We start from the raw sequence: 25,552 nt of genomic DNA on the forward strand, positions 1-25,552 counted from the left end.
GATGAGTGAGACAGATAAGACATCACAAACGACGCGTGAGCGGCGGTGATGGTTTATCGTTCACCCCGCGGAAAGCGTCCGCCTATAGCGGAAATCAACTATCCTTTATTCCGTGTAAAATATATATTTCTATAGTTTCCTTTAGTATTGTTTTATTTTCTCATGTAATTTGGAATTATGAAATTGATTCATTTAAATGATGGAAAGATAAATTCCGAAACTAACTCTTTGACATTAATACCTATAGTAATATATTATGATAAAGTCTCGAATATGAGATAAAGTATTTTAAACAAACAATACCTATATATAAAGGAGATTTTAAAATAATGAACGTATTAGTAGTTAAAGCAAATAACCGCCCAGCAACAGAAGCAATCTCAAGCAAAATGTATGAAACTTTCATGGCAGAATTAGAAGGTAAAGACGTAAACGTAACAACTTATGATGTTTTTGAAGAAGACACACCTTACTTTGGACAAGAACTATTTAACGCTTTTGGTAAATTACAAAACGGTGGAGAGTTAACAGACGTTGAATCACGCCTATTAGCTGCAAAACAAAAAGCAATGGACGCTATCACAGCTGCAGACGTAGTTGTATTCGCATTCCCATTATGGAACTTAACAATTCCAGCAAAATTACAAACATTTATTGATTATGTATATGCAGCAGGATTTGCATTCAAATATGATGCAGAAGGTAATATGATTCAATTAATGACAGATAAAAAAGCGATCTTCTTAAATGCTCGTGGTGGTGTTTACTCATCTCCTGAAGCAGCTCCAATGGAAATGGCTGTTAACTACATGCGCAATGTATTCGGTGGGGTATTCGGTATGCAAATCATCGATGAAGTAATTATCGAAGGGCACAATGCAATGCCTGATAAAGCACAAGATATTATTGCTGCAGGTATGGAAGAAGTAAAAGCTTCTGCAAAACGTTTAGCTGAATTAGCGGTTATCGCGTAATAAATATAGACGGTTCAAACTGTCACTAAAACCTTGTTTATCGGGTTTTAGTGACTTTTTTTATCCAAATCTAATAAAATAGTTGTAAATTATTGGATTTATATTACATGAAATGGCTTAACGCAACCATTTAGCAAAATTCGAGACCAACTGGCCTAAAACCGAGACCAAATTTGAAAATTCGAGACCAATTCACCCGAAACCGAGACCAAATCAAAAATATTAGAAAAAGTATTAGTTTGCTCTACTAAAAATAAACAACGGAGGAATGGTACCGGAGCAAACGAAATCTTATTTTTCTATCCACTTAATATTAAGTGGATCAAAGGTAATCCTGTATTCTTTGTGTAATTTAAAGAGGCCATATTTTTCAATATAATAATCGATCACGTTTTTCAAATACTCCGGAGTTACTTCAAGATTTATACATACTTCTTCTAGTGTTGTTTGTCCTTTTTCGTAGCAATCAATCAGCTGATCCAGAGAGACAATTTTTTCATAACCCCATCTTCGAGCTATTTGCTCTAATTTTACATTTCTCATATCATTTAAGTCTGTAATGTCCCCATAGGTCGTCTCGTAATGACCAAGCTCTTCTGCTAAAATACAATGTTTTTCATAATTATTTTTGAATTTATCAATTTCAATTACGTGATCGTAATATAAACCTGGGAGACCTTTAGGTAATACTTTCTCAATAATTTTAATATGCGGGTACTCCGTAATCAGTTGATCATACGCCATAAAACACCTCATTTATCCGCGTTGCGATTTAATAAACTCAATATATTTCTTAATGTCTTCCATTTCTTCCTCAGTGACATCATCATCAATATGCGCTGCAATAGTTACGATTTTCTGGCTGTCAAATCTTTTTTCAGCGTCTTCACCTAAGAAATATTGGCCTGGAACTTGAAAAAAATCAGCGAGTAATCGAACAAATTCTAACTTAGGATCGGCTTCTCCATTTTCCCAACGACTTATAGAGCTCTTACTAATTTTACTACCAAACTTAGAATTTAAAGAATCTGCCAATTGTTCAATGGTGAGTTTTCTATTCAGTCTTAGCTCTTTTAATAGTGTTCCGAAATTCTTCACAACAGTAATCTCCTTACATATTATCTATAGTTAGAATTTTACATCTTAATTTCCGAAAATGCAACAAACGAAACAATTAATTCCGTTTTAGGAATAAATATGTTGACAGAGATTTCTGTTAATATTATGATGTGTTTATTCCATAAACGGAACATCAAAAAAGGGTCATTAGTTATTAATAGTTTGTTTATTAGCGGAGGTGGGATTTATTATTTATTTTATGTTCCATTTACGGAAATATAAAGGGGGGCGTTTATGAGAATGAGAGATGTGGAAGTAGATTCCAAAGGTAATATAAATCTTAATACAAAAGAAATCCCAAATCCATGCATCATAGTTATTAGTAAAGATAAAGCAAAAATGATAGAGTTACCCTCATTCGCTGAAACGACCATTAAGACACATCAAGGAAAAGTTGTGCGTGTTAAATGGAATGAGGGAGAAGATTTTTAAATTTGAGTAGAATAAATCATAATAGTCCCACCAGTCATCTGGAGGACAACAAATGATTTCAGCATCTTGCTGATCTTTTGTTGTCCTCTTTTTTTATAGGGTTTTAAAAAGAAAAGGAGGAACTTCTTATGTTAAATTGGGCGGATAAATTGATACAAGAGTATTCATATCATAAAAAAGAGTTGGAGCACCTAAAGGAACGATTAGATCCAATGAATCCTAAAGATAATGAAGATCTCAAAATTATTAACAGCATGATTGATGATATGTCTTATGCACTTGAATGGATGAAAAAAGGGAGAAGACCAGGCAATCTTCATGGGGCTGATAAAAGGTCAATATATCAACGTCGTGCATTGTTGGACATGGACTTATTTCCTACGATTGAATTGGATACAAAGCAAACTGATTTAAGTGAAGAACAGAAACAGAAGATATTAACTATTTTAATAGAGCTTTCCCATAGAGAGAGACAATGCTATTTAATGCACATGGCATATGGGATGAGTCTTACAGAAATTGCAGAGGAGCTGAATTTAAAGAAGAGAACCGTGCAACAATACATTGATCGCGCAAAGGGAAAAGTCAAAATACTCGTTTCCTGACGTACACTCGACGTATGAACCCACCTAGTAGTGAAGAGAGTTATATGCATAAGCAGAGTTGGATGGAGGTGAGAAATGGAGGCATTTATCGGTTTTGGTTGCACTGTGTTGGGTTTATTAATAGGACTGCTTGCATTTGGTCGTAACCGCGACAAGGATGTGAAAGCAGATGCTGCAAAAACGGCAGTTATTGAAACTAAGCTAGACACGATTAGTAATGGTGTGGAATCGATTCGAATCGATTTGAAAGCGAATGAGAAACAAATGGACGTATTAGCAGAACGTGTAGCACGAGTGGAGGAAAGCTCGAAGCATGCTCACAAAAGAATCGATAATCTCAAAATTATTCAGGAGGCACAATAAGTATGAAGATTAACTGGAAAGTACGTTTTAAAAATAAGATTTGGGTTACAGGTTTTATTGCCCAAATATTTCTATTAACTGAACTACTTTTGATAGGTGCTCATACTGCTGGTTTAATGGATTTTCATTTAACGGAAGAAATGAAAGATTGGATATTTGCTTTTGTAAATGTAGTGTTTGGATTATTAGCGACAATGGGGATTATTCAAGATCCTACGACAAATAATTTTGCGGATAGCCCAAGAGCAATGAAATATATCGAACCAAAATAAGCTGCCTTCGGGTCGCTTTTTTTTAAGGTGGTGATTGCTATGTGACATTTAGATTAGTGTACAAGGATTCTTTTCTAGTAATTCAAAACTAATATGAGGTGATAATTATGGTAAAAGTATTTATTGATGCAGGACATGGTGGAACGGATTCAGGTGCAGTAGGAAATGGTTTACAGGAGAAAAATCTAACATTGCAAATTGCCACTAGAGTCAAAGATATTCTGATTGCTGAGTATAACAATGTAAGTGTATTAATGAGTCGAACTGGGGATCAGACTTTGACGTTGACGCAACGTACAGATGCAGCTAATGCTTGGGGGGCAGATTTCCTCCTTTCAGTTCACATAAATTCAGGCGGTGGGACTGGCTATGAGGATTATGTATACCCGGGAGTAGGGGCACCTACTACAACTTATCAAAATACGATTCATGCAGAAATATTAAAGCTTGTGAATTTTACTGATCGTGGTAAAAAACAAGAAGACTTTCATATGTTACGTGTATCCAATATGCCAGCTCTTTTGACGGAGAATGGATTTATTGATAATGCAAATGATGCGGCAAAGTTGAAAGCATCATCCTTCATTGAGTCACTGGCCCGAGGTCATGTGAATGGAATTGCAAAGTGCTTCAATCTTCCAAAGAAAAGCACAGCAGTTTATCATACTGTAAAAAGTGGTGATACAGTTTACTCGTTAAGTGGCACTTATGGTAGCACAGTACAACAAATTAAGGATTGGAATGGTCTGGATGCTAACTACACAATTTATATTGGACAAGTGTTGAGGGTGAAATAAAGAATGATTAGCCCTGCTCACATACGTGGGTGGGGCTTTTTTTATGGAATAATTCATTGGAAATACTATGTTAATCGAAAAAAGGTATTTTTTGCTCTACTAAATGTAGAACAGGTGTGTTACACTACTAGTAGAACAAACGGTAAGTAGGAGGAAATTCATGTTTATTGAAATACAAACAAACTCATCTGTGCCAATCTATTTACAGTTAGCTCAGCAACTAATTGAAGGGATGGTTAGGGGAGACCTAAAACCAGGCGATTCGTTGCCATCGGTTCGAGCGTTTGCTGCAGACCTTGGCATGAATATGCATACGGTAAACAAAGCCTATCATTACTTAGAGGAAAAAGAATTCATTCAAATTGTCGCAAAATCCGGTGTTATCATACAACCCAATGGGATACCAAAAGCTTCAGAGGAAGAAAAACAACAGCTTGCAGAGCAATTAAGACCTTTAATAGCGGAAGGGATGGTGCTAAATCTTTCAGAGGATGAAATGGTAGACATGTTATGTAACCTTGTTCGAGATATTAAGGAGGGTAAACAATGATCATTTTGTTATTTGGATTTATTCTTTTATTTATTACTGTTTTACAAGCGTTTATGCCGACATTTTTGAAGCAAACAGAGGCTTTTGGGGTCTATGTACCGGAACAATATGCGAAAGAAGAAATCATCCTTCGAATGAAAAAAAGATACACCGTTGTTGTGTTTACAGCAGACCTAGTCATTTTAGCAGCCTATCTACTTTGGGCACTCACACAAAATCCAACAGAAGAAATACTTGCACTTATAAGTATGGGAGTTCTGTTTACGACTTTGTTTATTGGTATTGGGTATTACTTTACTATGCATGTACGTGTGAAGAAGCTGAAAGAAGAACAAAAATGGATGTCCAATAAGAAAGAAGTCCGTGTAGTCGATTTGCAATTTCAGAAAAAGCTTCAGTTAATACCACGAGTTGTATTTATTATTCCTATGATTGTAACAGTCGGACTCATCCTATATTCGTTTATGAAATATCCCGATATGCCAGAATTAATCCCTACCCATTGGGGGCCAAGTGGTCAGCCAGATGCGTTTAGTGAAAAGACATATTTTAGTGTAATATCGTTGCCGCTTATTTTACTTGTTATGCAAGGTGTGTTCCTAATGATGAGCGAAGGGATGAGGTTTTCGGGTGCAAAGATTAACCCAGCCAATAAAAAAACGTCCGTAGTACAACAACTTGCATTTCGAAAATATACAAGCTGGTTCGCATTATTCATCACGATAAGTGTCACTCTCTTATTAGGGTATCTACACCTACAAACAATTCATCCTGAAATCTCATCTTCATGGATTATGTTCTCCTTACCGCTTGTATTTTTAGTTTCAACATTTATTGGTGTAGCTATTTATACAATAAAGGTAGGTCAAAATGGCTCGCGCATTAAAGTAAATGGTGAGAGCGTTAGGTTAGAGAATGAAATTGCAGCAGCAAACGATGATAAATACTGGAAAGGTGGCATGTTCTACATGAACAAAGACGATCCAAGTATTTTAGTCGAAAAACGCTTTGGGGTAGGGTGGACGCTCAACTTTGCGAAACCTTTGAGTTGGATTGTTTTTTTCGTACCACTTTTCATTATCTTAGCGATTGTATTTTTATTATAAAGGCTATGTTAAACGATCGTGTTGTTAGAGAAGAAAATTCGCTCGCTTTCCGCGGACGAACTGCCAAGCCACCTCGGGGCAACAGGATGTTGGTCACAAATCCGTTGCCACATGGATGTGGTTGCGAACTTAGGATTTGTTCCTATATGCCAACTATGGGGTCTTGGCAGCCGGTTTTTCCAGAGGAGTCTCGCGGATTTTCGTCACAAAATAAATTCTTCTAAAAAAACAAAGCTTGATTTAACAGAGCGATTGATAAAGAAAAGGGTAACTCTGATTTTTTCAGAGTTACCCTTTTTCCATTATTCTGCGTCGAATATTTCTACTTTTTCCATTTTCGCGCCGTTTTTCATAGCCGTTGCTACTTCAAGGCCACTTGTTACTTTACCGAAAACAGTGTGAACGCCATTTAAATGTGGTTGTGGTGCATGCACGATAAAGAATTGGCTAGAACCTGTGTCTTTACCAGCATGTGCCATTGATAAGCTACCAGCTTCGTGTTTGTGTGGGTTGCCAGCAGTTTCACATTTAATTGTTTTGCCGCTTCCGCCCATACCTGTACCAGTTGGGTCTCCACCTTGACTTACAAAGCCAGGAATAACACGGTGGAAAACTACCCCGTTGTAGAATCCGCTGTTTGCTAACTCTTCAAAGTTTGCAACTGTGTTTGGTGCTTCATTTGGGAATAAATCAAATTCGATTTTTTCGCCAGAATCCATTAAGATATATCCTTTTTTAGTCATTCAAAACACTCCTTTTTCAAATAAAATCCTTCATTAGTATAGCATGAAAGTGGTACGATACAAAAAGAGGTGAATCATAATGAATGGACAAAATAGAAAAGATGTTAAACCGGGAGTAGAAGTATATATCATCTTGAAAAAAGACCAGCGATCAGGTGAAAAAACAAGAGGTATTGTGAAAGATCTCTTAACGAATTCGTCCTTCCATCCGCACGGGATAAAAGTTCGTTTAAACGATGGACAAATAGGACGTGTGTGTGAAATCATAGAATAAATTATTGATTGAAAAGGGAGTGCAAGGCAGATGCAAGTAGAAACTCAAATTTTGCAATGGTTTGATCATTTTCACAAATACCCAGAAGTAAGTTGGAAAGAATACGAAACAACGAATAAGCTGGCTGAGATACTAGATGGGTTAAAGGTACCCTATCGACGATTCGATGATGTAACTGGATTATTGGCGGAAATTGGAGAAGGTGAAGAAGTCATTGCTGTTCGTGCAGATATCGACGCATTATGGCAAGAAGTAGACGGAGAATATCGCGCAAATCACTCATGTGGACATGATGCTAACATTTCTATGGTGCTCGGAGCATTACTATTACTGAAGGATGAGAAGCTAAAAAAACGAATTCGCTTTATATTTCAGCCGGCAGAGGAAAAAGGTAATGGTGCAAATGCCATGATTGACCGTGGAGCGCTCGAAGGAGTAACACACTTATTTGGTGTGCACTTACGACCAATCGAAGAGCTTCCATTCGGAAAAGTGTCGCCTGCTATTCACCACGGAGCTGCAATGTTTCTTGAAGGAAAAATTAAAGGAATCGATGCCCATGGTGCACGTCCACAGCAAGGAAAAAATGCAATTGACGTAGCTGTGGCAATTCATCAAGCATTGAAAAATTTATATTTCTCTCCATTTGAAGCTTATTCGGCCAAATTAACAAAGATCCATGCAGGTGGAGATAGTGCAAATATTATCCCGGGTACAGCATTATTCTCGATTGATGCTCGCGCACAAAAAAATGAGATTTTATTCAAAATGAAAGATCAAATAGAAAGAAACTTACATGCACTTAAACAGTTATTTGATATAGAAATGGAATGGGAATGGCAAGATATAACACCAGGTGCTGAAGTGTCAATAGAAGCTGCTGCAATTGCTAAAGAAGGAATAATAGAAGCAGTTGGGATAGAAAATCTAGCGGAAGAAGTGATTACTTCTGGAAGTGACGATTTCCACTTCTATACGATTAAGCATCCTGAGGTAAAAGCAGCGATGATTGGAATTGGAGCGGACCTTGCGCCTGGATTACATCATCCAAAAATGAGTTTTAATCAAGATTCACTCCTAATTGGGGCCAAAGTAATCTCGAAAACGCTTACAAAAATTTCGGAAAAGGATTGACGGGGCTTTCGTTTCCATTTATCATAACACTATTAACGACTATTTAACGGCAATTTAGAACTGTCGCAATATAGTAACAAAGGGGAAATAGTATGGTGGAAACAAAAAACACAACTGCTAAAAAAGAGATGTCTTTAATATGGGCAATTATTCCATTGGTAGTGATGATAGCTTGCATGTATATTGCGGTAGTACGATTAGAACAAGGTCCACATATTCCATTAATCATAGGAACATCTGTTGCTGCGTTAGTAGCTTGGAAGCATGGATTTAAATGGAATGACATTGAAGAAATGATGTATAAAGGGATTAAACTAGCTTTACCAGCTGTTGTAATCATTATGTTAGTAGGTTTAACAATTGGTTCTTGGATTGGTGGCGGAGTAGTTGCTACTATGATCTATTTTGGCCTTAAAATTATTACTCCAGCATTGTTTTTAGTGACGATTTGCATAATTTGTATGATTGTATCACTTGCAATCGGTAGTTCTTGGTCCACGATGGGAACAATTGGTGTTGCAGGGATGGGAATTGGACTTAGTATGGGAATTCCAGCCCCGATTATTGCAGGAGCGGTTATTTCAGGAGCTTATTTTGGAGATAAGATGTCCCCTCTATCGGACACAACAAATTTAGCAGCTGGGTTAACGAACACAAATCTATTTGTACATATTCGACATATGTTCTTTACTACAGTACCTGGAATTCTTATCGCTTTATCTGTATACGGCTTTTTAGGTATGGAATATAAAGACAGCAATATCGATCAGGAGAGCATTCTTCAAACAATTTCCATGTTGGAAAAGAGCTTTGTCATTTCTCCTTGGTTATTATTAATACCAGTAGCGGTAATTGTACTTGTTGCTATGAAGGTTCCAGCAATTCCCGCATTAGTTATCGGAATTATTTTAGGATCTTTATCTCAAGTATTTGTGCAAGGAGGAAGTCTTTCAGAGGCAATTGGGGCACTTCAAAGTGGTTTCGTTATTGAAACTGGAAATGCTATGGTAGATGATTTATTTAACCGTGGTGGCTTAGATGAAATGATGTATACTGTATCGATGACGCTTGTCGCGATGACATTTGGAGGAATACTAGAATATTCTGGTATGCTTCAATCCATTATGAATCAAATACTTAAATTAGCAAAATCAGCAGGTACACTAGTAGCATCTACAATCCTAGCTTGTTTTACAACAAACGCAACATGTTCAGAACAATACATTTCAATTGTTGTTCCAGCACGAATGTTTGCAAATGCCTATACGAAAATGGGATTGCATTCTAAAAACCTATCTCGTGCATTAGAGGATGGAGGAACACTTACTTCAGTCTTTATACCATGGAATACTTGCGGAGTCTTTATTTTAGGGACTTTAGGGGTAGGTGCATTTGAATATGCTCCATATGCAATATTAAACTATGTTGTACCTCTTTTATCGATTGTATATGCGATGACTGGCTTTACAATCCAAAAGTTAACAAATTCCGAAATAGCGGAAATAAACGAAAAAGAAGCTATGCAAGCATAAGAAAAGAGGAAAGTTCAGCAAAAGCGAACTTTCCTTTCTTTATAAATAGGAACTGTTATATTTTATTACTGTTGTTTTTTAGCATAGAATTCGCGCAGACTCCCGCAGAAAGCAAAGGATTCTACCAAAGAACAACAATTTAGTTTAATAGTCCCTATAAATAAGTAGGGAAGTTTAATTCGTAAATGGCACGAGGGCGACCTTGTTGGTAGGTCATTTCTTCTCCAATAATACGAGCATATCCATGATCTACTAGCTTTTTTAAGATTCGTTCCGAAGTTCGTCTACTAACTTGTAAATAGTATTCTAAATCCTGTGCTGTAAACTCGGTGGACTTACGAGAACGACTAAACTGTATTATTTTTGAAACATTTGCAGGACTCAGCGTTGTTTCTTTCGCTAATTGTGATAGTTTTGGGTCGTTTGTTTTCAACTGAACTTGCTTTTGGTTTGTTGGAAAAGGTCCTAATAATTCCTTGTGATCGTTTATTAAATAAGCAGTATTCTCTGTTACGTAATCGAGAGCATCTTTTGCATTTTGCGTCGCTTCTACAACTGTTTTTCCAAATCCAAATGCAACTTTAAGCGGTGAAGAAGTAAGTTCAAACCACTTTTCTAGCGTATTGTTTTTCAATACCTCTTGCACATCACCTTGTGTGGAGTACAACATGTATAAATTATCTTCCGTTTTAACAAAGCTTGCTTGTATCGAGCTTGAAATTTTCTTTAATAGATCATTTGTAATCGCAGTATGGTTGGTTAATTGTATATATCCAACAGCAATTTTAGCCGACTGGCTTTTTGCAAGAAGTGCCATGGATTTTGTTTCTTCCAGGCCATTTAGGATAGAATTTTTCGGGTCAATCATTCGCATGACAGAAAGATTATTTTCTTTCATTTTTTGATAAACCGCATGAATACTAGTTACCGCAAGAGAGGATTCTCCGCTATCCTGTAAATTCGAATGAAATGAAACAACATCGTGTAAATCAAACGTAGGATCAATTTTCATCATATATGGGTATTGTTCTATTTGCCCAATATCCTCCAAAACGTTTTGCACACTTTGCGGCTCAATCAAGTCAATAGAAAGCTTTTGGATAGGAATAGAGGTAGAGTAGCTAATAGCTAGCAGTGTTGTAGTAATAGCTGTTTCGTCTTGCCTTAAATAATGAGATGGTACAGGCAGCTTTTCTCTAACTTCCTTTGCGTAAATATACGGAAGTGACCCAGAAAAAAATACGGCATCGCATGGTTTAATAGTAGGAACTATATCTATTGCTTCCATCGGCGTACTATAGATATAATAGTCCATACGAATAGAAGGGAGTTCCTGCTCAAATTGCATTAAACGCTCAATAAATTTACTGGATCCTAAGACCGCAATGCGTATAACCATCCTTGCACCTCTTTTTTTTTATTTATTAACGACCATTTAACGACAACTATAAAGAAAAAAATACTATTTGTAAAGAAAGAAGGAATTTTACGATGAAAATTAAAGAAATCGATATTTATGCAATTAGATTACCATTAGTCGACCCGTTTATCATTAGCTATCACACATACGACGATATGCCCTCTATTATTGTGAAGCTAACAACAGAGGATGGTCTAGTTGGATACGGAGAAGCTGTTGCGGATGAGCATGTAACGGGTGAGACATGGGAAAGTACCTATGCAATATTACAACATACATTGGCACCTTTATTAATTGGAGAAAATCCAATGGAATTTGAACGCCTACATGAAAAAATGGATAAAGCGGTCTATCAAGCGCCAGCTGCAAAGGCTGCAATAGACATTGCATGTTACGATGTTGTTGGGAAAAAGCTAGGGGTTCCAGTATACCAACTACTTGGCGGTCGTTATCATGAGAAGTTCCCAATTACCCATGTATTAAGTATTGGAACTCCTGAATCTATGGCAGAAGAAGCAGAAAAACGTATGAAAGAAGGTTATTCATCGTTTAAAATGAAAGTTGGAACAGAAATTCAAGCGGATGTAAAACGAATTCAAGCAGTGCGTGCAAAAGTGGGAGACGATATCGCCATTCGCGTGGATGTCAATCAAGGCTGGAAGAACAGTGCAAATACAATCACTGCAATGCGTCAGCTAGAGGACGCAGGGCTTGACTGGTTGGAGCAGCCAGTAGTTGCCGATGATTTCAACGGAATGGTAGAAGTAAAAGCAAAAACAAGTACCCCACTAATGATGGACGAAGGTTTAAAAGGTTTTCGTGATATGCGCGAATTAATCGAGAAAAATGCGGCACATAAGGTGAATATTAAATTAATGAAATGCGGTGGAATCTACCCTGCTATGAAGCTTGCACATATGGCTGAAATGGCAGGCATTGAATGCCAAATCGGATCAATGGTAGAGTCTTCGATTGGTTCAGCTGCTGGTTTCCATGTAGCGTTTTCTAAAAAAGCATTTACTAGTGTAGAGTTAACTGGCCCATTAAAATTCTCAAAAGACGTTGGGAATTTGCACTATGATGTTCCTTTTATTAAACTAAATGAGCTTCCAGGGCTAGGTATTGATGTGGATGAAACTGTATTACTTGAGTTAACGGAGTTTTCGACAAAAGTAACGAAGTAAGAGGAAGTGATTGAATGAAAGAATGGAAAGGCATGCTCGGAGAGAAAGAATATGTCGTTCGTGAACTAACAATAGACCATGTGGATGATATATTTCGCATTCAGGATATTGTTTTAGGAAGTCTTGAAAACAATGATTTCTTATCGCCCTTAACAAAGGAAGAATACGAAGGTTCTATCGCGAATCGCCTAATGGTAGGCGTATTTGTGGAGGAGGAGTTAATAGCATTTCGTGCGTTAGCTCTACCAGAAATAGATGAACATCATTTAGGGTTTGATATTGGTCTGAAGGCAGAACAATTAGACAAAGTTGTTTATCAAGAAATTACGAATGTTCATCCAGATTACCGTGGATTTGGACTGCAAAAAAAATTAGGACTTATTGTAATGGAACTGCTAGATGCATCGCCATACTCCCATGTATGCGCAACTGTCGCACCATTTAACATTGCTAGTCTAAAGGATAAACTAAGCCAAGGTATGGTCATTGGTGCGTTGAAAAAGAAATATGCAAATATGCTGAGATATGTATTTTATAAAAAGTTGCACGAAGATCGTAAACTAGGCGGCGAAGTGTTAGAAGTGAAAATGGAAGACACTGAAAAACAACAACAACTACTTGCAGAAGGCTGGATTGGAACAAGTGTTATGCAAAAAGAAGATGTTTGGTACGTAACTTACGATGAAAAAGGAACGTACTGATAAAGTAATGGTGAACGAGGACTGTAGACAAACTCTCAAAACTGAGAGAAATCTACAGTCTTTTTTTTTGAAAATATTCATTCAACTTAAATTGAGTTCATGGTTTTTATACGCAGCTTATAAAAATAAGAAAATTTGGAATATTAGACAAAAAATATATACACTTGACTGAAGGAGTTGTATAATCCTTACAAGATAATCCATTTTTACCTTTTTATATTTGCGGATTACTTAAAAAGAAAAAGTCATTTTAGTAATGAAAAAAGGGGTTTATTTTACTGTAATTCTAAAGAAACTTGGTTACACTTAAAGGGAGTGAAGGAAATGAGAGTTTCAGAAGGATCTGGAAGATCAAGCAATGCAGTTGTAGCAAAGAGTAGTCCGAAACCAGCACCGAAGCCGGCACCAGTAGTGGTAGCAAAACCAGCGCCGAAGCCGGCACCAGTAGTGGTAGCAAAACCCGTACCAAAACCAGCAAGTGCACCAAGTAATAAAGTAAATCAAGATTTACACAAAAGTACACCAGTAGCTACAACGAACAAACCAACACCTACTAGTACAAGCACACCAAAGCCGGCACCGGTAGTGGTAACAAAACCAGCAAGTGCACCAAGTAATAAAGTAAATCAAGATTTACACAAAAGTACACCAGTAGCTACAACGAACAAACCAACACCTACTAGTACAAGCACACCAAAGCCGGCACCAGTAGTGGTAACAAAACCAGCAAGTGCACCAAGTAATAAAGTAAATCAAGATTTGCACAAAAGTACGCCAGTAACTACTACAACGAACAAACCAACACCTACTAGTACAAGCGCACCAAAGCCAGCGCCGGTAGTAGTAGCAAAACCAACAAGTGTACCAAGTAATAAAGTAAATCAAGATTTGCACAAAAGTACCCAAGTAGCTTCGTCTACTGCAAATAAGCCTGTTGCTCCAAGTACAAGTGTCCCGCGGCCGATAGCTGCTCAAAGCTATCAAGCAAACCAAGATTTATACAAAAATTCGCAAGGGTCTTCTTCTACTGCAAATAGCGCTCCGGCAACAAGTAGCATCCGACCTGCTACCGCACAAAGCAATAAAGTGCAGCAGGAGTTACACCAAAGTACACAAGTGGCTTCGTCTACGAAAAAGACAACAACAACTGCCGCTAAACCAGCAGCTATACAAAGCTATAAAGTAAATCAAGATCTATATAAAACTGGACAAGCACCCGCTACGTCCTATTATCCAGTAAATAAACCAAGCGCAATTGCACAAACGTCGCTACACAAATCATCCAAAGACGGGGATTCGCTTAGCTTATCTTTTTTGGCAAATCAGAAAAGTACTTCAGAGGACAAACAATTAAAAGAAATCTATGCAGCATTAGCTAAACAATATCCATCTGATAACTATCTAACTAGTTCTAATAAAAGTGATCATGCATTCTCATATGAGGGCATGAGAAAAGTGGTCGGTGGAAATGGTTCAGGAACACCAGATGGCCTAGCTCCTATTTCGATGGCGGCATATGACTTCTTTCTAAGCGATATAGGCACTATAATTAGCACAGAAGCGACAGCAAAAGAGAAAATAGAAGCTGCAGCCTACACGTTCATCAAACCTGCTAAAGTTTTGGAGACAGGACATGATCTAGCGAAAGCTGTAGAAAAGACTAAGGATGTTGCTGCAAAAGAAACGAAAGAAGCGGAGATTGTTGCTAAGGGTACGGGTAAGGCTGAAGTATTAGAGCGCAATAGAGTTGCGGGAAGAGAATTTGAGAAAGAATCCATAGAGAAATTAAAGAATAGTAATGAGGTAGTAGAACAAATTACTGTTCGGACTAAAAGTGGAACAAAGACAAGAGTAGATGCAATTGGAGTGGATAAAACGACTGGCAATATTGTGATTGAGGAATACAAAGCTTCTTCTACAGCACCATTAACAAAAAATCAGAAAGTCGCTTTTCCTGAGATTTTGGAATCAGGGGGAACAGTGTTAGGTAAAGGGAAACCACCATTTTATGGCGGAACTGAAATTCCACCTACCAAAATCAATATTGTTAGAAAAAACTAGAAAGAGGTGATTAAGATGTCAATAGAAGATAAAGATAAAATTGATGCAATAGGGGTGAATGAAGAAGAGAAGTTAGTTACTTTAGCTATAACAGACCATCTCGATTGGGAAAATGAATACGACCATCTAATTATGCTTCAAGAAAAAATAAATTTATATTTAAGTTTTCTTGAAAGTGGCGAGATATATGAAAGTTGTCCTTCTGCGAAAGATAAAAAATTTGAGATTAAGCTATTTTCAAAATATGATTTGACTGAAAAGGCGGAAGAATTTTTAAATGTAGCATATGCTCAAATAGTAGAAGCAGGTTTTAATTTAAGTTGCGAGATTTCAGGCGAGTAACTCTATATGGAGGAGGGAACCTTGATTGGCTAAATGCCTTTCAAGGTTCTTTTTTTGCGGGGCTACCCAGTGCCGAATAAACAGCTAGTTTTACAAAGAATAGTGCTAAGCCTTGTAATCCCAATATGATGTTTTGTCAAATAATAAAGTGCGTATAATATCTTAAAATGTATGTCCTATTTACTGTTTGTATTACCAGAAAAATAATCACAAATCGTCAGATACCACCATTTTTAAACTTCAAAACCATACATGTATTTTATAAGAAATTACATGAAACTCGTAAACCGAGCAGTGAAGTGTTGGAAATCAGTATGGGAGATTCCGAAAGACAACAGCAGCTTCTAGCAGACGGGTGGATTGGAACAGGTATATTGCAGAAAGATGATAATTGGTATGTGACTTACGAGGAAAATAAAGATTACATATAAATTTGATGAACACCTAGTGAGAAAATTCACTAGGTGTTTTTATTTTTAGGCTTTGTTAAATTAGGCAAATATTTTTTAGAAGCATATATTTTGTGACGAAAATCTGTGAGACTCCAGCGGAAAAACGGGCTGCCAAGACCCCAAAGCGGGCTTGCGAGTAAGGAGGCTTGGCAGATCATCCGCGGAAAGCGAGCGGATTTCTGGCAGGTAACAACATAATAGACTCAGTCAATTGTATGAGATGCAATCAAGACCAATGACGGAACTCAAAATAGGAAATTTCAATTAAAGTAAGAATAATAAGATTATAAAGGGGTGCGCTACAATGAAGAATTTATATAACGATTCCCGTTTTCGCTTAATTATTTTTGCTAATATTGCTTCATCGATTGGATCCGGAATAACCATGATTGCGATACCATGGATGCTGGTGTCTAGTGATAACGGGAATGCAGTTTTTGGTTATGTCACAATAAGCATGACCATTATTAGTTTCATCATTACACCATTTGTAGGTAATCTAGTTGATAAAATGTCGCGAAAGAAATTATTGATAATGAGTGAAATTATTTGTTTTGTATTATTAATATGTTTTTCTATGATTGGATTTATAGGATTATCTTATGAGGTTTGGCATTATATGTTCATTTACATGATTGGGAGCTTGTATTACACGATTTTCTATCCTACCATGTTCGCTTTAAATCAAGAAATCTTTAACAAGAATCAATACAAAACTTTAAATGGAACAATGGAAGTTCAAGGGCAATTATCTAGCGTAATTGCTGGTGCTTTGGCAAGTATCTTGTTATCTAGATGGGATTTACAATACATATTGCTGCTTGATGTATTGACTTACGCTGCAGCCATCTACTTCTTCTTAAAAATTCCTTATACAAAGAATGCAGTTGATCACTCGAAGAAAGCTTTAAAATCAAATGGTACAGAAGGTTTAAGTTATATGTTAAAAAGACCAGCCATGTTCTTATTTTTGTTTTTTTCTATTATGCCTTTTATTGGTGTAATGATTTCGAATTATTTATTTCCTGTATATTTAGCAGATGTGCTAAAGGCGTCGGGGAGTTTGTATGGAATTCAAGGGATGATATATGGAGTAGGCGCAGTAGTTGCGGGTATTCTCGTACCTATTATTGCTAGAAAGATAGGGAATGAAAAAACAATCATCTACGGAGTGATTACTTACACGGTTGCTATTTCATTTATACTAATCGCCAATATACCTGTTTACTTATCACTTGTGTTTTTTATTGCTATAGGAAATAGTAGTTCTAGAGTAGCTAGAAATTCTTTTTTAATGGATCAAGTACCCAATGAAATAATCGGAAGAGTGGACAGTTTATTCCGCTCAATTGGTTTGCTAGTAAGGGTTGTATTACTCGCTATCTTCACTGGAATGGTCTCTTCAGGTCTAATTATTTATTGTTTTGTCGTTCTTAGTGGAATATTAGCTATTGCTTCTGTCTGTATTATTTATTCCTGGAAAAAAGGCTTTGAATTAAAGGCGAAAGATTGCGATATAGTTGTAAGTAACTGATTGGATATGGAATTAACAGTAAAGTGCCATTCGTGAAGATTTTCTGAAACCATATTCTCTTTCGTCCGTATAGTTAAGTAGAAAAAGAGAAGGAAGGATGAATAGTATGGCTTTCGTATTTATTATTTCGGCAGTTGTAGCAGTACTGACTGCATTATTAGTCGTACCATTAACAGCAAAAAGGAAAGACACTGTGTCTTCCATTATTAGTCTAGCGATTTTAGCCTTTATCGTGTTAGCAATTATATATTATGTAACAAATTTAGATCGAAACTGGACAGCTTTATGGCCAGTGTTTGTATTTGCTACCTTTGCAGGAACGTTTTTTTCAAAAGGGAAAGAGCAAAAGACAAAAGGATTGCTTTTCTTAGGAAGTTTAGGTGTTGCAATTTTCATGTTGTCAGCACCAGTTTGGAATGCGGATGAAAAATATGAAGTAGCAAAAATGGATGAAAAGGTGGAAATTGAACCGTTTGACGAAACAAAAACACCTGCAAGTGTACCACCACAATTTGCACGAAATAAAATGAAAAAAGCATTTGGGCAAGTACCAAATACAAGCTATTATGAGTTAGGAAATTTACAAATTCAAAAAGTAAAAGACGCGTACGTATATATTGCGCCTGTCGAATTTTCGGGATTCTTTAAATGGTGGAATGGAGATGTGACTCCCGGGTACTTCACGATGAGTGCGACGGATTCTTCTGATAACCCCAAATTTGTGAAGGCAGATATGAGTTATACACCTTCATCATTTCTACACAAGAATTTAGAAAGACAGATGCGTATGGAGCATCCAACTAAGATTTTTTATGGAGATCCACAGTTAGAGATTGACGAAGATGGCAAGCCTTATTATATCCGTTCTTATGGCCAATTTGTTTCTGCTCGAGATGGCTTTGATGTAGAAGGGATCGTTGTAGTGGACCCGGCTACAGGTCAAACAGATTCATTTAAGCTTTCAGATGTCCCAGCCTTTATTGATGGAGCTATATCACCGGAAACTGTTAGTTTGCAAAATAGTTATTACGGGAATTATGTACATGGGTTTATTAATAGCATTTTTGGTAAAAAAGATGTTAAATTACCTTCGGATGAAGGAACAGAGGCTAATGTTAGTCCGATTTTCGGGGAAGATGGGGAAATGTATTACTTCACTGATTTCACAAGCCCTAAAGAAGGCGTCGATTCGATGCTTGGTTATTCCCTGACAGACGGCAGAACAGGTAAAGCGACTTACTACACAGGTAATTTAGAGGACTCTTATATGGATTCCCAAGGTGCTCTTCAAATAATTGAAAAGAAATTTATTGAAAAGAAATGGTCAGGTGAGATGCCCGTACTGTACAATTTCTATGGTGAGGCTAGTTGGTTAACACCAGTGCTGGATTCAAATGGATTTTTACAAAATTACTTCATCGTGTCTGCGGCTAATCCGGAAATTTCGGTGTATGGAAATACACCAAATGAAGCATTGAAGTTGTATAAAACAGCCATTCAACGTGGCGGAAGTTCTGTCAATGGAAGCTCCAGTGCAGAAGAAAAATCTGTAGATGGTACCGTTGTGCGTGTATTTAAAGAGCGTGTTGGGGACTTTACACAAGTATCTTTCTTGCTAGATAATAAACAAAATTATATTGTCTCTTCGGAAGTAGCTCCACTTGCTGTATATATGCAAGAAAGTGATAACGTACAAGTAAAATTCTTAAATACAGGAGAATTATTCCTACCTGTTAAAGAAGTAATAATTCAAGGAATTGAGTAATATTTAAATGAAGGGGCTGTCCAATAGGCCCATAAATTGAAGCAGGTGTAGAAAAACGAGTCTTTTTCTACACCTGTTTTTTGTTGGCAATTGATTGTAGTGGAAGACGGCGACCCCAGCGGGAATAGCAGATGTTTTCTACACCGAAAGCGAAGCGGCAGGTGCATGAGCTGAAGGCCCCCAAGAGCGAACAAAGGAACGAAGGCTAAGAACGCCACCTCGTGTGGCAACGCCTTCGTGACCAACATCGTGTTGGCCTGAGGAGACTGAAGCCATGCCCGCGGAAATCGTCCGTCTGGAACGGAAATCAATACATTGGAAAAGGGACCATTTCTCAGTTATTATATGATTTTAGGGACAGCCCCTTCATTATAAAATGATTACATAGATATATAGCATCCAAAAACTCGCTTTCTCAGAAAAATGGGGTGATTTCTTGAAAGTTTATTATTTAACAGTAGGCGAAGTGGCAAAACTAAGTAATATATCGGTTCAAACTTTGCGGTATTATGATCGAATCGATTTATTTAAACCAATCGAAATAGATCCAGTAAATCAATATAGATACTATCAAAATACACAGTTATATTATTTAGACATTATTAAATCACTGAAATATCTTGGATTATCGTTAGAAGAGGTTAAATCGGTTCTAACATTGAAGTCTGAAGAGCTAGTAATTTATCTTGCGAATCAAGAGGATAGAATTGAGCAGCAATTTCAAAGACTGAAAAAAACAAAAGAGGTGTTACAGCGAAAAAAGGAACAAATCCAATCATTAGTCATTGAGTCTAATATGATGACTGTATGTGTGAAGAAAATGCCTTTACAAAAAATAGTAAAGATCAAAACCTCCAACATGAGCTTTAATGATATTCCGAACAAGGAATATGGACGTATTAGTCAGGTGCTTGAAGATGAGGGAAGCGTATTTGATACATTATATGGAGGCGCATTTTCTTTTCAAAAGTATGAGTCGTTAGATGACATCAATTACGATTATCTATTTACACATATTGTGACAGATAAGGAAATTGAAGTTAACTACGAAGATGTGGAAATTAGTTCGTTACCAGCCGGTGATTATCTCAGTATTACTTTTGTATTAGAGGATGATGAATACGAAGTATGTTATCGGAAATTAATGGACTATATAGAGCAAAATCATATAAAACTAGTACCAACCGTGTATGATATTTGGATGCCAATAAATTTTACATCATCCAAAGAGGATGAATTTTTAGTGGAACTTAAAATACAGATTCAAGCTACTTGACCCTATAGTTACTATAGGGTTTATTTTTATTATTGTAAGTTTAAGTTGAATAATAAGGAGTTTGGATATGGTTTTACAAAAAAGTGGTTTGGACAAGACAATATTTTTGGTATTAGTGAATTTATTTATTGTATTTTTAGGGATCGGATTAGTTATTCCTGTATTTCCCACATTAATGAGAGAAATGCATTTAGAAGGATCGACGATGGGATACTTAGTGGCAGCTTTCGCATTCACTCAATTATTAGTATCTCCTATAGCGGGAAGATGGGTCGACACATTTGGTCGCAAAAAAATGATTGTTATTGGTATGCTTCTCTTTGCGTTGTCGGAAATGCTCTTTGGTTTTGGACAAGATGTGAAGGTACTGTATATTTCTAGAATGCTAGGTGGTGTTAGTGCAGCATTCATGATGCCGGCAGTGACAGCTTTTGTTGCAGATATTACCTCTTTAAAGGAACGACCAAAAGCAATGGGTTATGTTGCCGCGGCTATAAGTACTGGCTTTATCATAGGTCCTGGGATTGGCGGGTTTTTGGCTGAACATGGAACCAGAATTCCTTTCTTTTTTGCAGCAGCAATAGGCTTTTTGGGGGCTATTTTTTCACTTGTAATATTGAAAGAGCCTAAAAGACCAATAGAAGGAAAGAAAGAAAAAGATAAACCAAAAGCAAAATCAGGGTTCCGTAAAGTATTGGAACCGATGTATCTGATTCCTATGATCATCATTCTTGTATCTAGTTTTGGATTGGCGGCTTTTGAAACAGTCTATTCTCTTTTCGTCGATCATAAATTTGCATTTACACCAAAAGATATTGCGTTAATCATTTCAGTTAGTGGGATTTTAGGTGTGATTGCCCAAGTGCTTTCCTTCGATCGTATTGTCGGGAAAATTGGGGAAATTAGATTGATTCAAATTTGTATGGGTGTATCAGCAGTATTTATATTTGCTATGATTAAAGTGTCAGCTTACTGGTCAATATTACTGGTGACTTTTGTGATTTTCTTAATGTTTGATTTAATACGTCCTGCTTTGACAACATATTTATCTAAAATAGCTGGCAATGAGCAAGGGTTTGTAGGTGGATTAAATTCCACTTTTACGAGTGTCGGTAATATTATAGGGCCTGGTATTGCGGGTGTTTTATTTGACGTGAATATCGATTACCCATATGTACTAGCGATGTTCGTACTTGCACTTAGCTTTGCGATTTCGTTAATTTGGAAAGAGCAAAAAAATTATTAAGGAAAAGGTGAGGAAATGGATAATTATATCGTTACTGGAACGACAAGTGGAATAGGTTTAGAGCTTGTTAATCAATTATTAGAAGCTGGCCATACTGTTTATGGGATTGCGCGAAAAGAAAACGGTATTGACCATCATCGCTACCACCATGTTTTATTAGATCTAACAGAGACTTCTAAGCTTGCGGACATAATGCAGGAGATTATTAAAAAGCCTTCTTCAGAAGCAAGTTCTTTTGTGCTTATAAATAATGCGGGAACAGTTGAGCCGATAGGGATGGCAGGGGAGATAGACGGTGATTTTATTGCGAAAAGTATTGCCGTTAATTTAACAGCTCCTATGTTATTAACGGGAGCATTTATTAGAGGACTGGCTGAAAAAGAAATTCCGAAAAAGGTTATTCAAATTTCATCTGGAGCAGGACGGAAAGCTTATGAAGGCTGGAGTAGCTATTGCGCTGGAAAAGCTGGACTGGACAGATTTACGGAGGCGGTTCAATTAGAGGAATCTAATAAGCCAAATGGTGTAAGGTTAGTTTCTATTGCACCGGGTATTATCGATACAAATATGCAAGGGAGGATACGTCAATCGACAGAATCTGAGTTTCCGTTAGTCGATCGATTTAAGGAGTATAAAGTTACGGGACAACTTAGTAGTGCACAAGAAGTAGCCGAAAAGCTGATCCGATTTATTGAAAGTGATCAATTTTATCAAGTAGAAGTTCTAACTGACTTACGCAATCTGTAATGAAGCCATTTTGTCTTTTCGCGAAAATCCGATACAATAGTAGGTAGAGTATTTGATTGTGAAATGGAGGACTAGTTGTGCGTGAAGTAGCAGCTTTACATAAAGAAGCAATGGACATGTTAAAAAAGACAAGCAGAACATTTTATATCCCAATCACTTTTTTAGAACCGACACTGAAAAAGGCGGTTGCCTCTGCTTATTTGTGCATGCGTGCGATAGATGAAATAGAAGATCATGAAGCATTAGGGGCGCAAGAAAAACAACAGTTATTGCTTGCAACGAGCGAGATGCTTCTAAAAGATTTTAATCAGAAAGAGTATGAACGGCTTGTAGCACCGTACCAAGACATTCTTCCTGAGGTCTCATTAAGACTTGGAGATTGGCTATCAATTTGTCCAACGGATTTAGTGGGAACAGTGAAAACCTATACGAGCGAGATGGCAGAAGGAATGGCTAAATGGGTAGGGAAGAACTGGCAAGTGAAAACAAAAGAAGATCTAGATGAGTATACATATTACGTTGCAGGTCTTGTTGGGGTTATGTTAACTGACTTATGGAAGTGGAATGCGGACATTGATACGGACCGTGAACTAGCGATTGCATACGGACGCGGACTTCAAGCAGTTAATATTTTACGAAATAAAGACGAAGATAACGAACGTGGAGTTCAGTTCTTCCCAGAAGGCTGGACACGAGCAGATATGTTCGTTTATGCAGAAGACAACTTAGCGTTGGCGGATGAATACATCAAGAGTATCCATCGTCGTAGTATTGTTTTATTCTGTAAGTTACCGCTTGCGCTTGCACATAAAACATTAAAAGCACTTAAAAACGGTAAAGAAAAAATGACTCGAGCAGAAGTTGAAGCAACAGTAGAAGAAGTTCAAGCAGAGGTTTAAATAGATATAAAGTTAAACAAACGATATGAGAGTCTATTCCTATTAAAAAGGGATTGGCTCTTGTAAAGACATTGCAACCCAATTATCCAAGGATGAAGGAAATATGCGCCGTGTCATAGAAAGTTTATGTGATGTAGGATTAGCTGAATGCATTGGTTTAGAGCCTTATCCAACGCGGGGAAGATCGAGACGAATTTATAAACTGATTCCAAATAAAATTATGTAAGGCTGTCGGGAACAATCTCCCAGACAGCCTTTCTTTTATGCTCCAATCTAAGCTACATTTTTATGGAAACGACCATTAAAAACATAAGTTATAGTAATAAAGATATAAATCACTAGTGTAATAGTTGTTACGATGATAGATGTTGTGAAAATAATTCCGATTAGGATTGCACATAATGCGATAATTGCAGCCCAAGTTGTATAAGGGAACCATTTAACCGAATAGGAACTTGGTTGTTCAGGTTGATTTTTACGCGATTTTAGATGAGCAAACGCAATGATTAACCAGATGAACAACACGGTATAGCCTAGAGAGCCCATTAGAAACTCAAACGTTTTACTTCCAGCAAATAAAGAAATTAGTACACCAATATATAAAGCAGAAGTACACATTAATATTGCATAAGTTGGAACTTTCTTTTTCGATAGATGTGAAAATATTTTAGGGATACGACCGTCCACAGCTTGTGTATATAGAACTCGTGACGAGCCATATAATCCAGAATTCATCGACGAAATAATTGCTAGTATTACAACAGCGTTCATTATATGGTCAGCACCTGGGATCCCAATCATTTTAAATACCATCACAAATGGACTTTCTGCTACCCCGTTTACTTCATTCCAAGGAATTAAGCTAACGATAATAAAAAATGGAAGCAAGTAGAAAGAGATAATTCGGACTAACGTACTACGAACAGCTTTCGGAACTACTTTTTCAGGATTTTTCGTTTCAGCTAACGTGATTCCGATAATTTCAGTACCTCCGTAAGAATAGATAACAACAAGCATCGCGGCAATTAATCCTGTCGGTCCATTCGGGAAGAACCCCCCGTGGTCAGTTAAGTTAGAAAAGCCAACTGCTGTATGATCGCCAAAATTTACGAGAAGTAACAACAATCCAGCAATGATAAACACTACAATAACGGTAATTTTAATTAACGCTAGCCAGTACTCAGTTTCAGCAAAAGCTTTAACTGATAGTAAGTTAATAACTGTAACCAACACAGATACGGATAAAGCCAGTATCCAAATTGGGTAATCTGGTAGCCAATATTGAATGAAAATGGCCGCAACCACCGATTCGGCTGCAATATTTAATACCCACATTTTCCAATAGATCCAATCTAGAAAATACGCGGGGTAGCTTCCTAGTATTGATTGAACTAAGTCTCTAAATGTTCTTGCACCACTATTGCGGACGGCCATTTCGGCTAGACCCTGCATGACGAATAAAAGAATAATACCACCGATTAAATATGCAATAAGAACCGAGGGACCAGCCATATCAATGGCTGAACTACTTCCTTTAAATAACCCAGCACCAATGGCTCCGCCTAAAGCCATCATTGTAATATGACGTGAAGTCATTGTTCTCTGTAATTTCTGTCTGTCTTTCTCCATGTCATTGCCTCCCTTAATCAAAAAAGCATATCGTCTCTTCCTTCATAATCAAATGAAAGAAGAGACGATATGCCTTAAGCAAACCGCGGTACCACTCTTATTGGTTCTTATAGAACCCTACTATAAAACCTGGTAACGAAGGTTAATCGTTAAAATAAAAAGAATAAGTTATTTAATCTTTTCATCCTACCACTCCTAGGCAAGTTCAAAGTATTATTGGACTGCGTTGCACCAACCCGCAGCTCTCTTTACCAAATAATGAGCTTTTACTACTCCTAATCATTGCGTTTACAAAAGTGAATCTGAATTTCTATAATATCGAACACTATACGGACTTGTTTGGATTTTGTCAATATTTCATTTTAGAATAATGACAATAATATGTGAAATCCGCA

At 37.0% G+C, this 25,552-nt stretch carries 26 protein-coding genes and 1 other annotated feature; of the genes, 21 read left to right on the plus strand and 5 right to left on the minus strand.

Annotated features, from left to right (window positions below):
• Positions 1 to 329 precede the first annotated feature (329 nt).
• A complete protein-coding gene (locus tag MHB48_RS00660; protein ID WP_342599680.1) occupies positions 330 to 974 on the plus strand; it encodes an FMN-dependent NADH-azoreductase in 645 nt (214 codons plus the stop codon).
• Between the two features lie 291 nt (positions 975 to 1,265).
• Here the strand turns inward: MHB48_RS00660 and MHB48_RS00665 are convergent, their stop codons facing one another.
• Positions 1,266 to 1,718, minus strand: a complete 453-nt coding sequence (locus MHB48_RS00665; protein WP_342599681.1) for an ImmA/IrrE family metallo-endopeptidase — start codon at positions 1,716 to 1,718, stop codon at positions 1,266 to 1,268.
• A gap of 12 nt (positions 1,719 to 1,730) precedes the next feature.
• Complete coding sequence (locus MHB48_RS00670; RefSeq protein ID WP_342599682.1) at positions 1,731 to 2,072, minus strand: helix-turn-helix transcriptional regulator; 342 nt, start codon at positions 2,070 to 2,072, stop codon at positions 1,731 to 1,733.
• 255 nt (positions 2,073 to 2,327) lie between these two features.
• On the opposite strand from MHB48_RS00670, the gene MHB48_RS00675 reads away from it, so the two are divergent.
• The 7 genes from MHB48_RS00675 to MHB48_RS00705 all read left to right on the plus strand — a co-directional run bounded on the left by MHB48_RS00675 (position 2,328) and on the right by MHB48_RS00705 (position 6,218).
• Positions 2,328 to 2,525, plus strand: coding sequence for an XtrA/YqaO family protein (locus MHB48_RS00675; RefSeq protein WP_342599683.1), 198 nt, complete (start codon positions 2,328 to 2,330; stop codon positions 2,523 to 2,525).
• A 128-nt stretch (positions 2,526 to 2,653) separates the two neighbouring features.
• Complete coding sequence (locus tag MHB48_RS00680; protein ID WP_342599684.1) at positions 2,654 to 3,130, plus strand: sigma factor-like helix-turn-helix DNA-binding protein; 477 nt, start codon at positions 2,654 to 2,656, stop codon at positions 3,128 to 3,130.
• Between the two features lie 75 nt (positions 3,131 to 3,205).
• Entirely contained in the window at positions 3,206 to 3,493 is a 288-nt protein-coding gene (locus MHB48_RS00685; protein WP_340916765.1) for a hypothetical protein, read from the plus strand.
• A gap of 2 nt (positions 3,494 to 3,495) precedes the next feature.
• Positions 3,496 to 3,765, plus strand: coding sequence for a phage holin (locus MHB48_RS00690; RefSeq protein WP_342599685.1), 270 nt, complete (start codon positions 3,496 to 3,498; stop codon positions 3,763 to 3,765).
• Positions 3,766 to 3,872: 107 nt separating this feature from the next.
• The gene (locus MHB48_RS00695; RefSeq protein WP_342599686.1) at positions 3,873 to 4,562 is read left to right on the plus strand and encodes an N-acetylmuramoyl-L-alanine amidase; all 690 of its coding nucleotides are present in this window, start codon (positions 3,873 to 3,875) and stop codon (positions 4,560 to 4,562) included.
• A gap of 160 nt (positions 4,563 to 4,722) precedes the next feature.
• On the plus strand, positions 4,723 to 5,112 hold the full coding sequence (locus MHB48_RS00700) for a GntR family transcriptional regulator (protein ID WP_342599687.1): 390 nt from the start codon (positions 4,723 to 4,725) through the stop codon (positions 5,110 to 5,112).
• Complete coding sequence (locus tag MHB48_RS00705) at positions 5,109 to 6,218, plus strand: DUF5808 domain-containing protein (RefSeq protein ID WP_342599688.1); 1,110 nt, start codon at positions 5,109 to 5,111, stop codon at positions 6,216 to 6,218. Before MHB48_RS00700 ends, MHB48_RS00705 begins: the two co-directional genes overlap by 4 nt.
• Before the next feature lie 302 nt (positions 6,219 to 6,520).
• Here MHB48_RS00705 and MHB48_RS00710 read toward each other — a convergent pair whose 3' ends face one another.
• Positions 6,521 to 6,961, minus strand: a complete 441-nt coding sequence (locus MHB48_RS00710) for a peptidylprolyl isomerase (protein WP_342599689.1) — start codon at positions 6,959 to 6,961, stop codon at positions 6,521 to 6,523.
• A 79-nt stretch (positions 6,962 to 7,040) separates the two neighbouring features.
• On the opposite strand from MHB48_RS00710, the gene MHB48_RS00715 reads away from it, so the two are divergent.
• The 3 genes from MHB48_RS00715 to nhaC all read left to right on the plus strand — a co-directional run bounded on the left by MHB48_RS00715 (position 7,041) and on the right by nhaC (position 9,901).
• The gene (locus MHB48_RS00715) at positions 7,041 to 7,235 is read left to right on the plus strand and encodes a YwbE family protein (protein WP_342599690.1); all 195 of its coding nucleotides are present in this window, start codon (positions 7,041 to 7,043) and stop codon (positions 7,233 to 7,235) included.
• A 30-nt stretch (positions 7,236 to 7,265) separates the two neighbouring features.
• Entirely contained in the window at positions 7,266 to 8,369 is a 1,104-nt protein-coding gene (locus MHB48_RS00720) for an amidohydrolase (protein ID WP_342599691.1), read from the plus strand.
• A 92-nt stretch (positions 8,370 to 8,461) separates the two neighbouring features.
• Entirely contained in the window at positions 8,462 to 9,901 is a 1,440-nt protein-coding gene (gene nhaC, locus MHB48_RS00725; RefSeq protein ID WP_342599692.1) for a Na+/H+ antiporter NhaC, read from the plus strand.
• A 154-nt stretch (positions 9,902 to 10,055) separates the two neighbouring features.
• Here nhaC and MHB48_RS00730 read toward each other — a convergent pair whose 3' ends face one another.
• Positions 10,056 to 11,300, minus strand: coding sequence for a transcriptional regulator (locus MHB48_RS00730; RefSeq protein WP_342599693.1), 1,245 nt, complete (start codon positions 11,298 to 11,300; stop codon positions 10,056 to 10,058).
• A gap of 92 nt (positions 11,301 to 11,392) precedes the next feature.
• On the opposite strand from MHB48_RS00730, the gene MHB48_RS00735 reads away from it, so the two are divergent.
• From MHB48_RS00735 to MHB48_RS00780, 10 genes are all read left to right on the plus strand, one after another.
• Positions 11,393 to 12,505, plus strand: coding sequence for a dipeptide epimerase (locus tag MHB48_RS00735; RefSeq protein WP_342599694.1), 1,113 nt, complete (start codon positions 11,393 to 11,395; stop codon positions 12,503 to 12,505).
• Between the two features lie 14 nt (positions 12,506 to 12,519).
• Entirely contained in the window at positions 12,520 to 13,206 is a 687-nt protein-coding gene (locus MHB48_RS00740) for a GNAT family N-acetyltransferase (RefSeq protein WP_342599695.1), read from the plus strand.
• A 324-nt stretch (positions 13,207 to 13,530) separates the two neighbouring features.
• Complete coding sequence (locus tag MHB48_RS00745; RefSeq protein WP_342599696.1) at positions 13,531 to 15,267, plus strand: hypothetical protein; 1,737 nt, start codon at positions 13,531 to 13,533, stop codon at positions 15,265 to 15,267.
• Positions 15,268 to 15,282: 15 nt separating this feature from the next.
• Positions 15,283 to 15,609, plus strand: a complete 327-nt coding sequence (locus tag MHB48_RS00750; RefSeq protein WP_342599697.1) for a DUF6572 domain-containing protein — start codon at positions 15,283 to 15,285, stop codon at positions 15,607 to 15,609.
• A gap of 756 nt (positions 15,610 to 16,365) precedes the next feature.
• Positions 16,366 to 17,595, plus strand: a complete 1,230-nt coding sequence (locus MHB48_RS00755) for an MFS transporter (protein WP_342599698.1) — start codon at positions 16,366 to 16,368, stop codon at positions 17,593 to 17,595.
• 106 nt (positions 17,596 to 17,701) lie between these two features.
• Positions 17,702 to 19,360: a hypothetical protein gene (locus MHB48_RS00760; RefSeq protein ID WP_342599699.1), complete on the plus strand. Its 1,659-nt coding sequence runs from the start codon at positions 17,702 to 17,704 to the stop codon at positions 19,358 to 19,360.
• Between the two features lie 436 nt (positions 19,361 to 19,796).
• A complete protein-coding gene (locus tag MHB48_RS00765) occupies positions 19,797 to 20,636 on the plus strand; it encodes a MerR family transcriptional regulator (protein ID WP_342599700.1) in 840 nt (279 codons plus the stop codon).
• Between the two features lie 67 nt (positions 20,637 to 20,703).
• The gene (locus tag MHB48_RS00770; protein ID WP_342599701.1) at positions 20,704 to 21,882 is read left to right on the plus strand and encodes an MFS transporter; all 1,179 of its coding nucleotides are present in this window, start codon (positions 20,704 to 20,706) and stop codon (positions 21,880 to 21,882) included.
• Between the two features lie 15 nt (positions 21,883 to 21,897).
• Positions 21,898 to 22,629 (plus strand): SDR family NAD(P)-dependent oxidoreductase, encoded by a 732-nt coding sequence (locus MHB48_RS00775; RefSeq protein ID WP_342599702.1) that lies wholly within the window; start codon positions 21,898 to 21,900, stop codon positions 22,627 to 22,629.
• A gap of 77 nt (positions 22,630 to 22,706) precedes the next feature.
• Positions 22,707 to 23,528 carry a phytoene/squalene synthase family protein gene (locus MHB48_RS00780; RefSeq protein ID WP_342599703.1) on the plus strand — a complete coding sequence of 274 codons (822 nt, stop codon included), beginning with the start codon at positions 22,707 to 22,709 and terminating at the stop codon, positions 23,526 to 23,528.
• Positions 23,529 to 23,801: 273 nt separating this feature from the next.
• Here MHB48_RS00780 and MHB48_RS00785 read toward each other — a convergent pair whose 3' ends face one another.
• On the minus strand, positions 23,802 to 25,157 hold the full coding sequence (locus tag MHB48_RS00785) for an amino acid permease (RefSeq protein WP_342599704.1): 1,356 nt from the start codon (positions 25,155 to 25,157) through the stop codon (positions 23,802 to 23,804).
• Positions 25,158 to 25,214: 57 nt separating this feature from the next.
• Positions 25,215 to 25,449 (minus strand) — a binding site (T-box leader).
• Positions 25,450 to 25,552 lie beyond the last annotated feature (103 nt).

The sequence above is a fragment of the Psychrobacillus sp. FSL H8-0483 genome, assembly GCF_038637725.1.
In the GTDB taxonomy this organism is placed as follows: Bacteria; Bacillota; Bacilli; order Bacillales_A; family Planococcaceae; genus Psychrobacillus.

Excerpts from the sequence above, each read along its gene's own strand:
- MHB48_RS00660 (WP_342599680.1), top strand. The coding sequence starts at position 330 with ATGAACGTATTAGTAGTTAAAGCAAATAACCGCCCAGCAACAGAAGCA.
- MHB48_RS00665 (WP_342599681.1), bottom strand. The coding sequence starts at position 1,718 with ATGGCGTATGATCAACTGATTACGGAGTACCCGCATATTAAAATTATT.
- MHB48_RS00675 (WP_342599683.1), top strand. The coding sequence starts at position 2,328 with ATGAGAATGAGAGATGTGGAAGTAGATTCCAAAGGTAATATAAATCTT.
- MHB48_RS00680 (WP_342599684.1), top strand. The coding sequence starts at position 2,654 with ATGTTAAATTGGGCGGATAAATTGATACAAGAGTATTCATATCATAAA.
- MHB48_RS00685 (WP_340916765.1), top strand. The coding sequence starts at position 3,206 with ATGGAGGCATTTATCGGTTTTGGTTGCACTGTGTTGGGTTTATTAATA.
- MHB48_RS00690 (WP_342599685.1), top strand. The coding sequence starts at position 3,496 with ATGAAGATTAACTGGAAAGTACGTTTTAAAAATAAGATTTGGGTTACA.
- MHB48_RS00695 (WP_342599686.1), top strand. The coding sequence starts at position 3,873 with ATGGTAAAAGTATTTATTGATGCAGGACATGGTGGAACGGATTCAGGT.
- MHB48_RS00700 (WP_342599687.1), top strand. The coding sequence starts at position 4,723 with ATGTTTATTGAAATACAAACAAACTCATCTGTGCCAATCTATTTACAG.
- MHB48_RS00705 (WP_342599688.1), top strand. The coding sequence starts at position 5,109 with ATGATCATTTTGTTATTTGGATTTATTCTTTTATTTATTACTGTTTTA.
- MHB48_RS00710 (WP_342599689.1), bottom strand. The coding sequence starts at position 6,961 with ATGACTAAAAAAGGATATATCTTAATGGATTCTGGCGAAAAAATCGAA.
- MHB48_RS00715 (WP_342599690.1), top strand. The coding sequence starts at position 7,041 with ATGAATGGACAAAATAGAAAAGATGTTAAACCGGGAGTAGAAGTATAT.
- MHB48_RS00720 (WP_342599691.1), top strand. The coding sequence starts at position 7,266 with ATGCAAGTAGAAACTCAAATTTTGCAATGGTTTGATCATTTTCACAAA.
- nhaC (WP_342599692.1), top strand. The coding sequence starts at position 8,462 with ATGGTGGAAACAAAAAACACAACTGCTAAAAAAGAGATGTCTTTAATA.
- MHB48_RS00730 (WP_342599693.1), bottom strand. The coding sequence starts at position 11,300 with ATGGTTATACGCATTGCGGTCTTAGGATCCAGTAAATTTATTGAGCGT.
- MHB48_RS00735 (WP_342599694.1), top strand. The coding sequence starts at position 11,393 with ATGAAAATTAAAGAAATCGATATTTATGCAATTAGATTACCATTAGTC.
- MHB48_RS00740 (WP_342599695.1), top strand. The coding sequence starts at position 12,520 with ATGAAAGAATGGAAAGGCATGCTCGGAGAGAAAGAATATGTCGTTCGT.
- MHB48_RS00745 (WP_342599696.1), top strand. The coding sequence starts at position 13,531 with ATGAGAGTTTCAGAAGGATCTGGAAGATCAAGCAATGCAGTTGTAGCA.
- MHB48_RS00750 (WP_342599697.1), top strand. The coding sequence starts at position 15,283 with ATGTCAATAGAAGATAAAGATAAAATTGATGCAATAGGGGTGAATGAA.
- MHB48_RS00755 (WP_342599698.1), top strand. The coding sequence starts at position 16,366 with ATGAAGAATTTATATAACGATTCCCGTTTTCGCTTAATTATTTTTGCT.
- MHB48_RS00760 (WP_342599699.1), top strand. The coding sequence starts at position 17,702 with ATGGCTTTCGTATTTATTATTTCGGCAGTTGTAGCAGTACTGACTGCA.
- MHB48_RS00770 (WP_342599701.1), top strand. The coding sequence starts at position 20,704 with ATGGTTTTACAAAAAAGTGGTTTGGACAAGACAATATTTTTGGTATTA.
- MHB48_RS00775 (WP_342599702.1), top strand. The coding sequence starts at position 21,898 with ATGGATAATTATATCGTTACTGGAACGACAAGTGGAATAGGTTTAGAG.
- MHB48_RS00785 (WP_342599704.1), bottom strand. The coding sequence starts at position 25,157 with ATGGAGAAAGACAGACAGAAATTACAGAGAACAATGACTTCACGTCAT.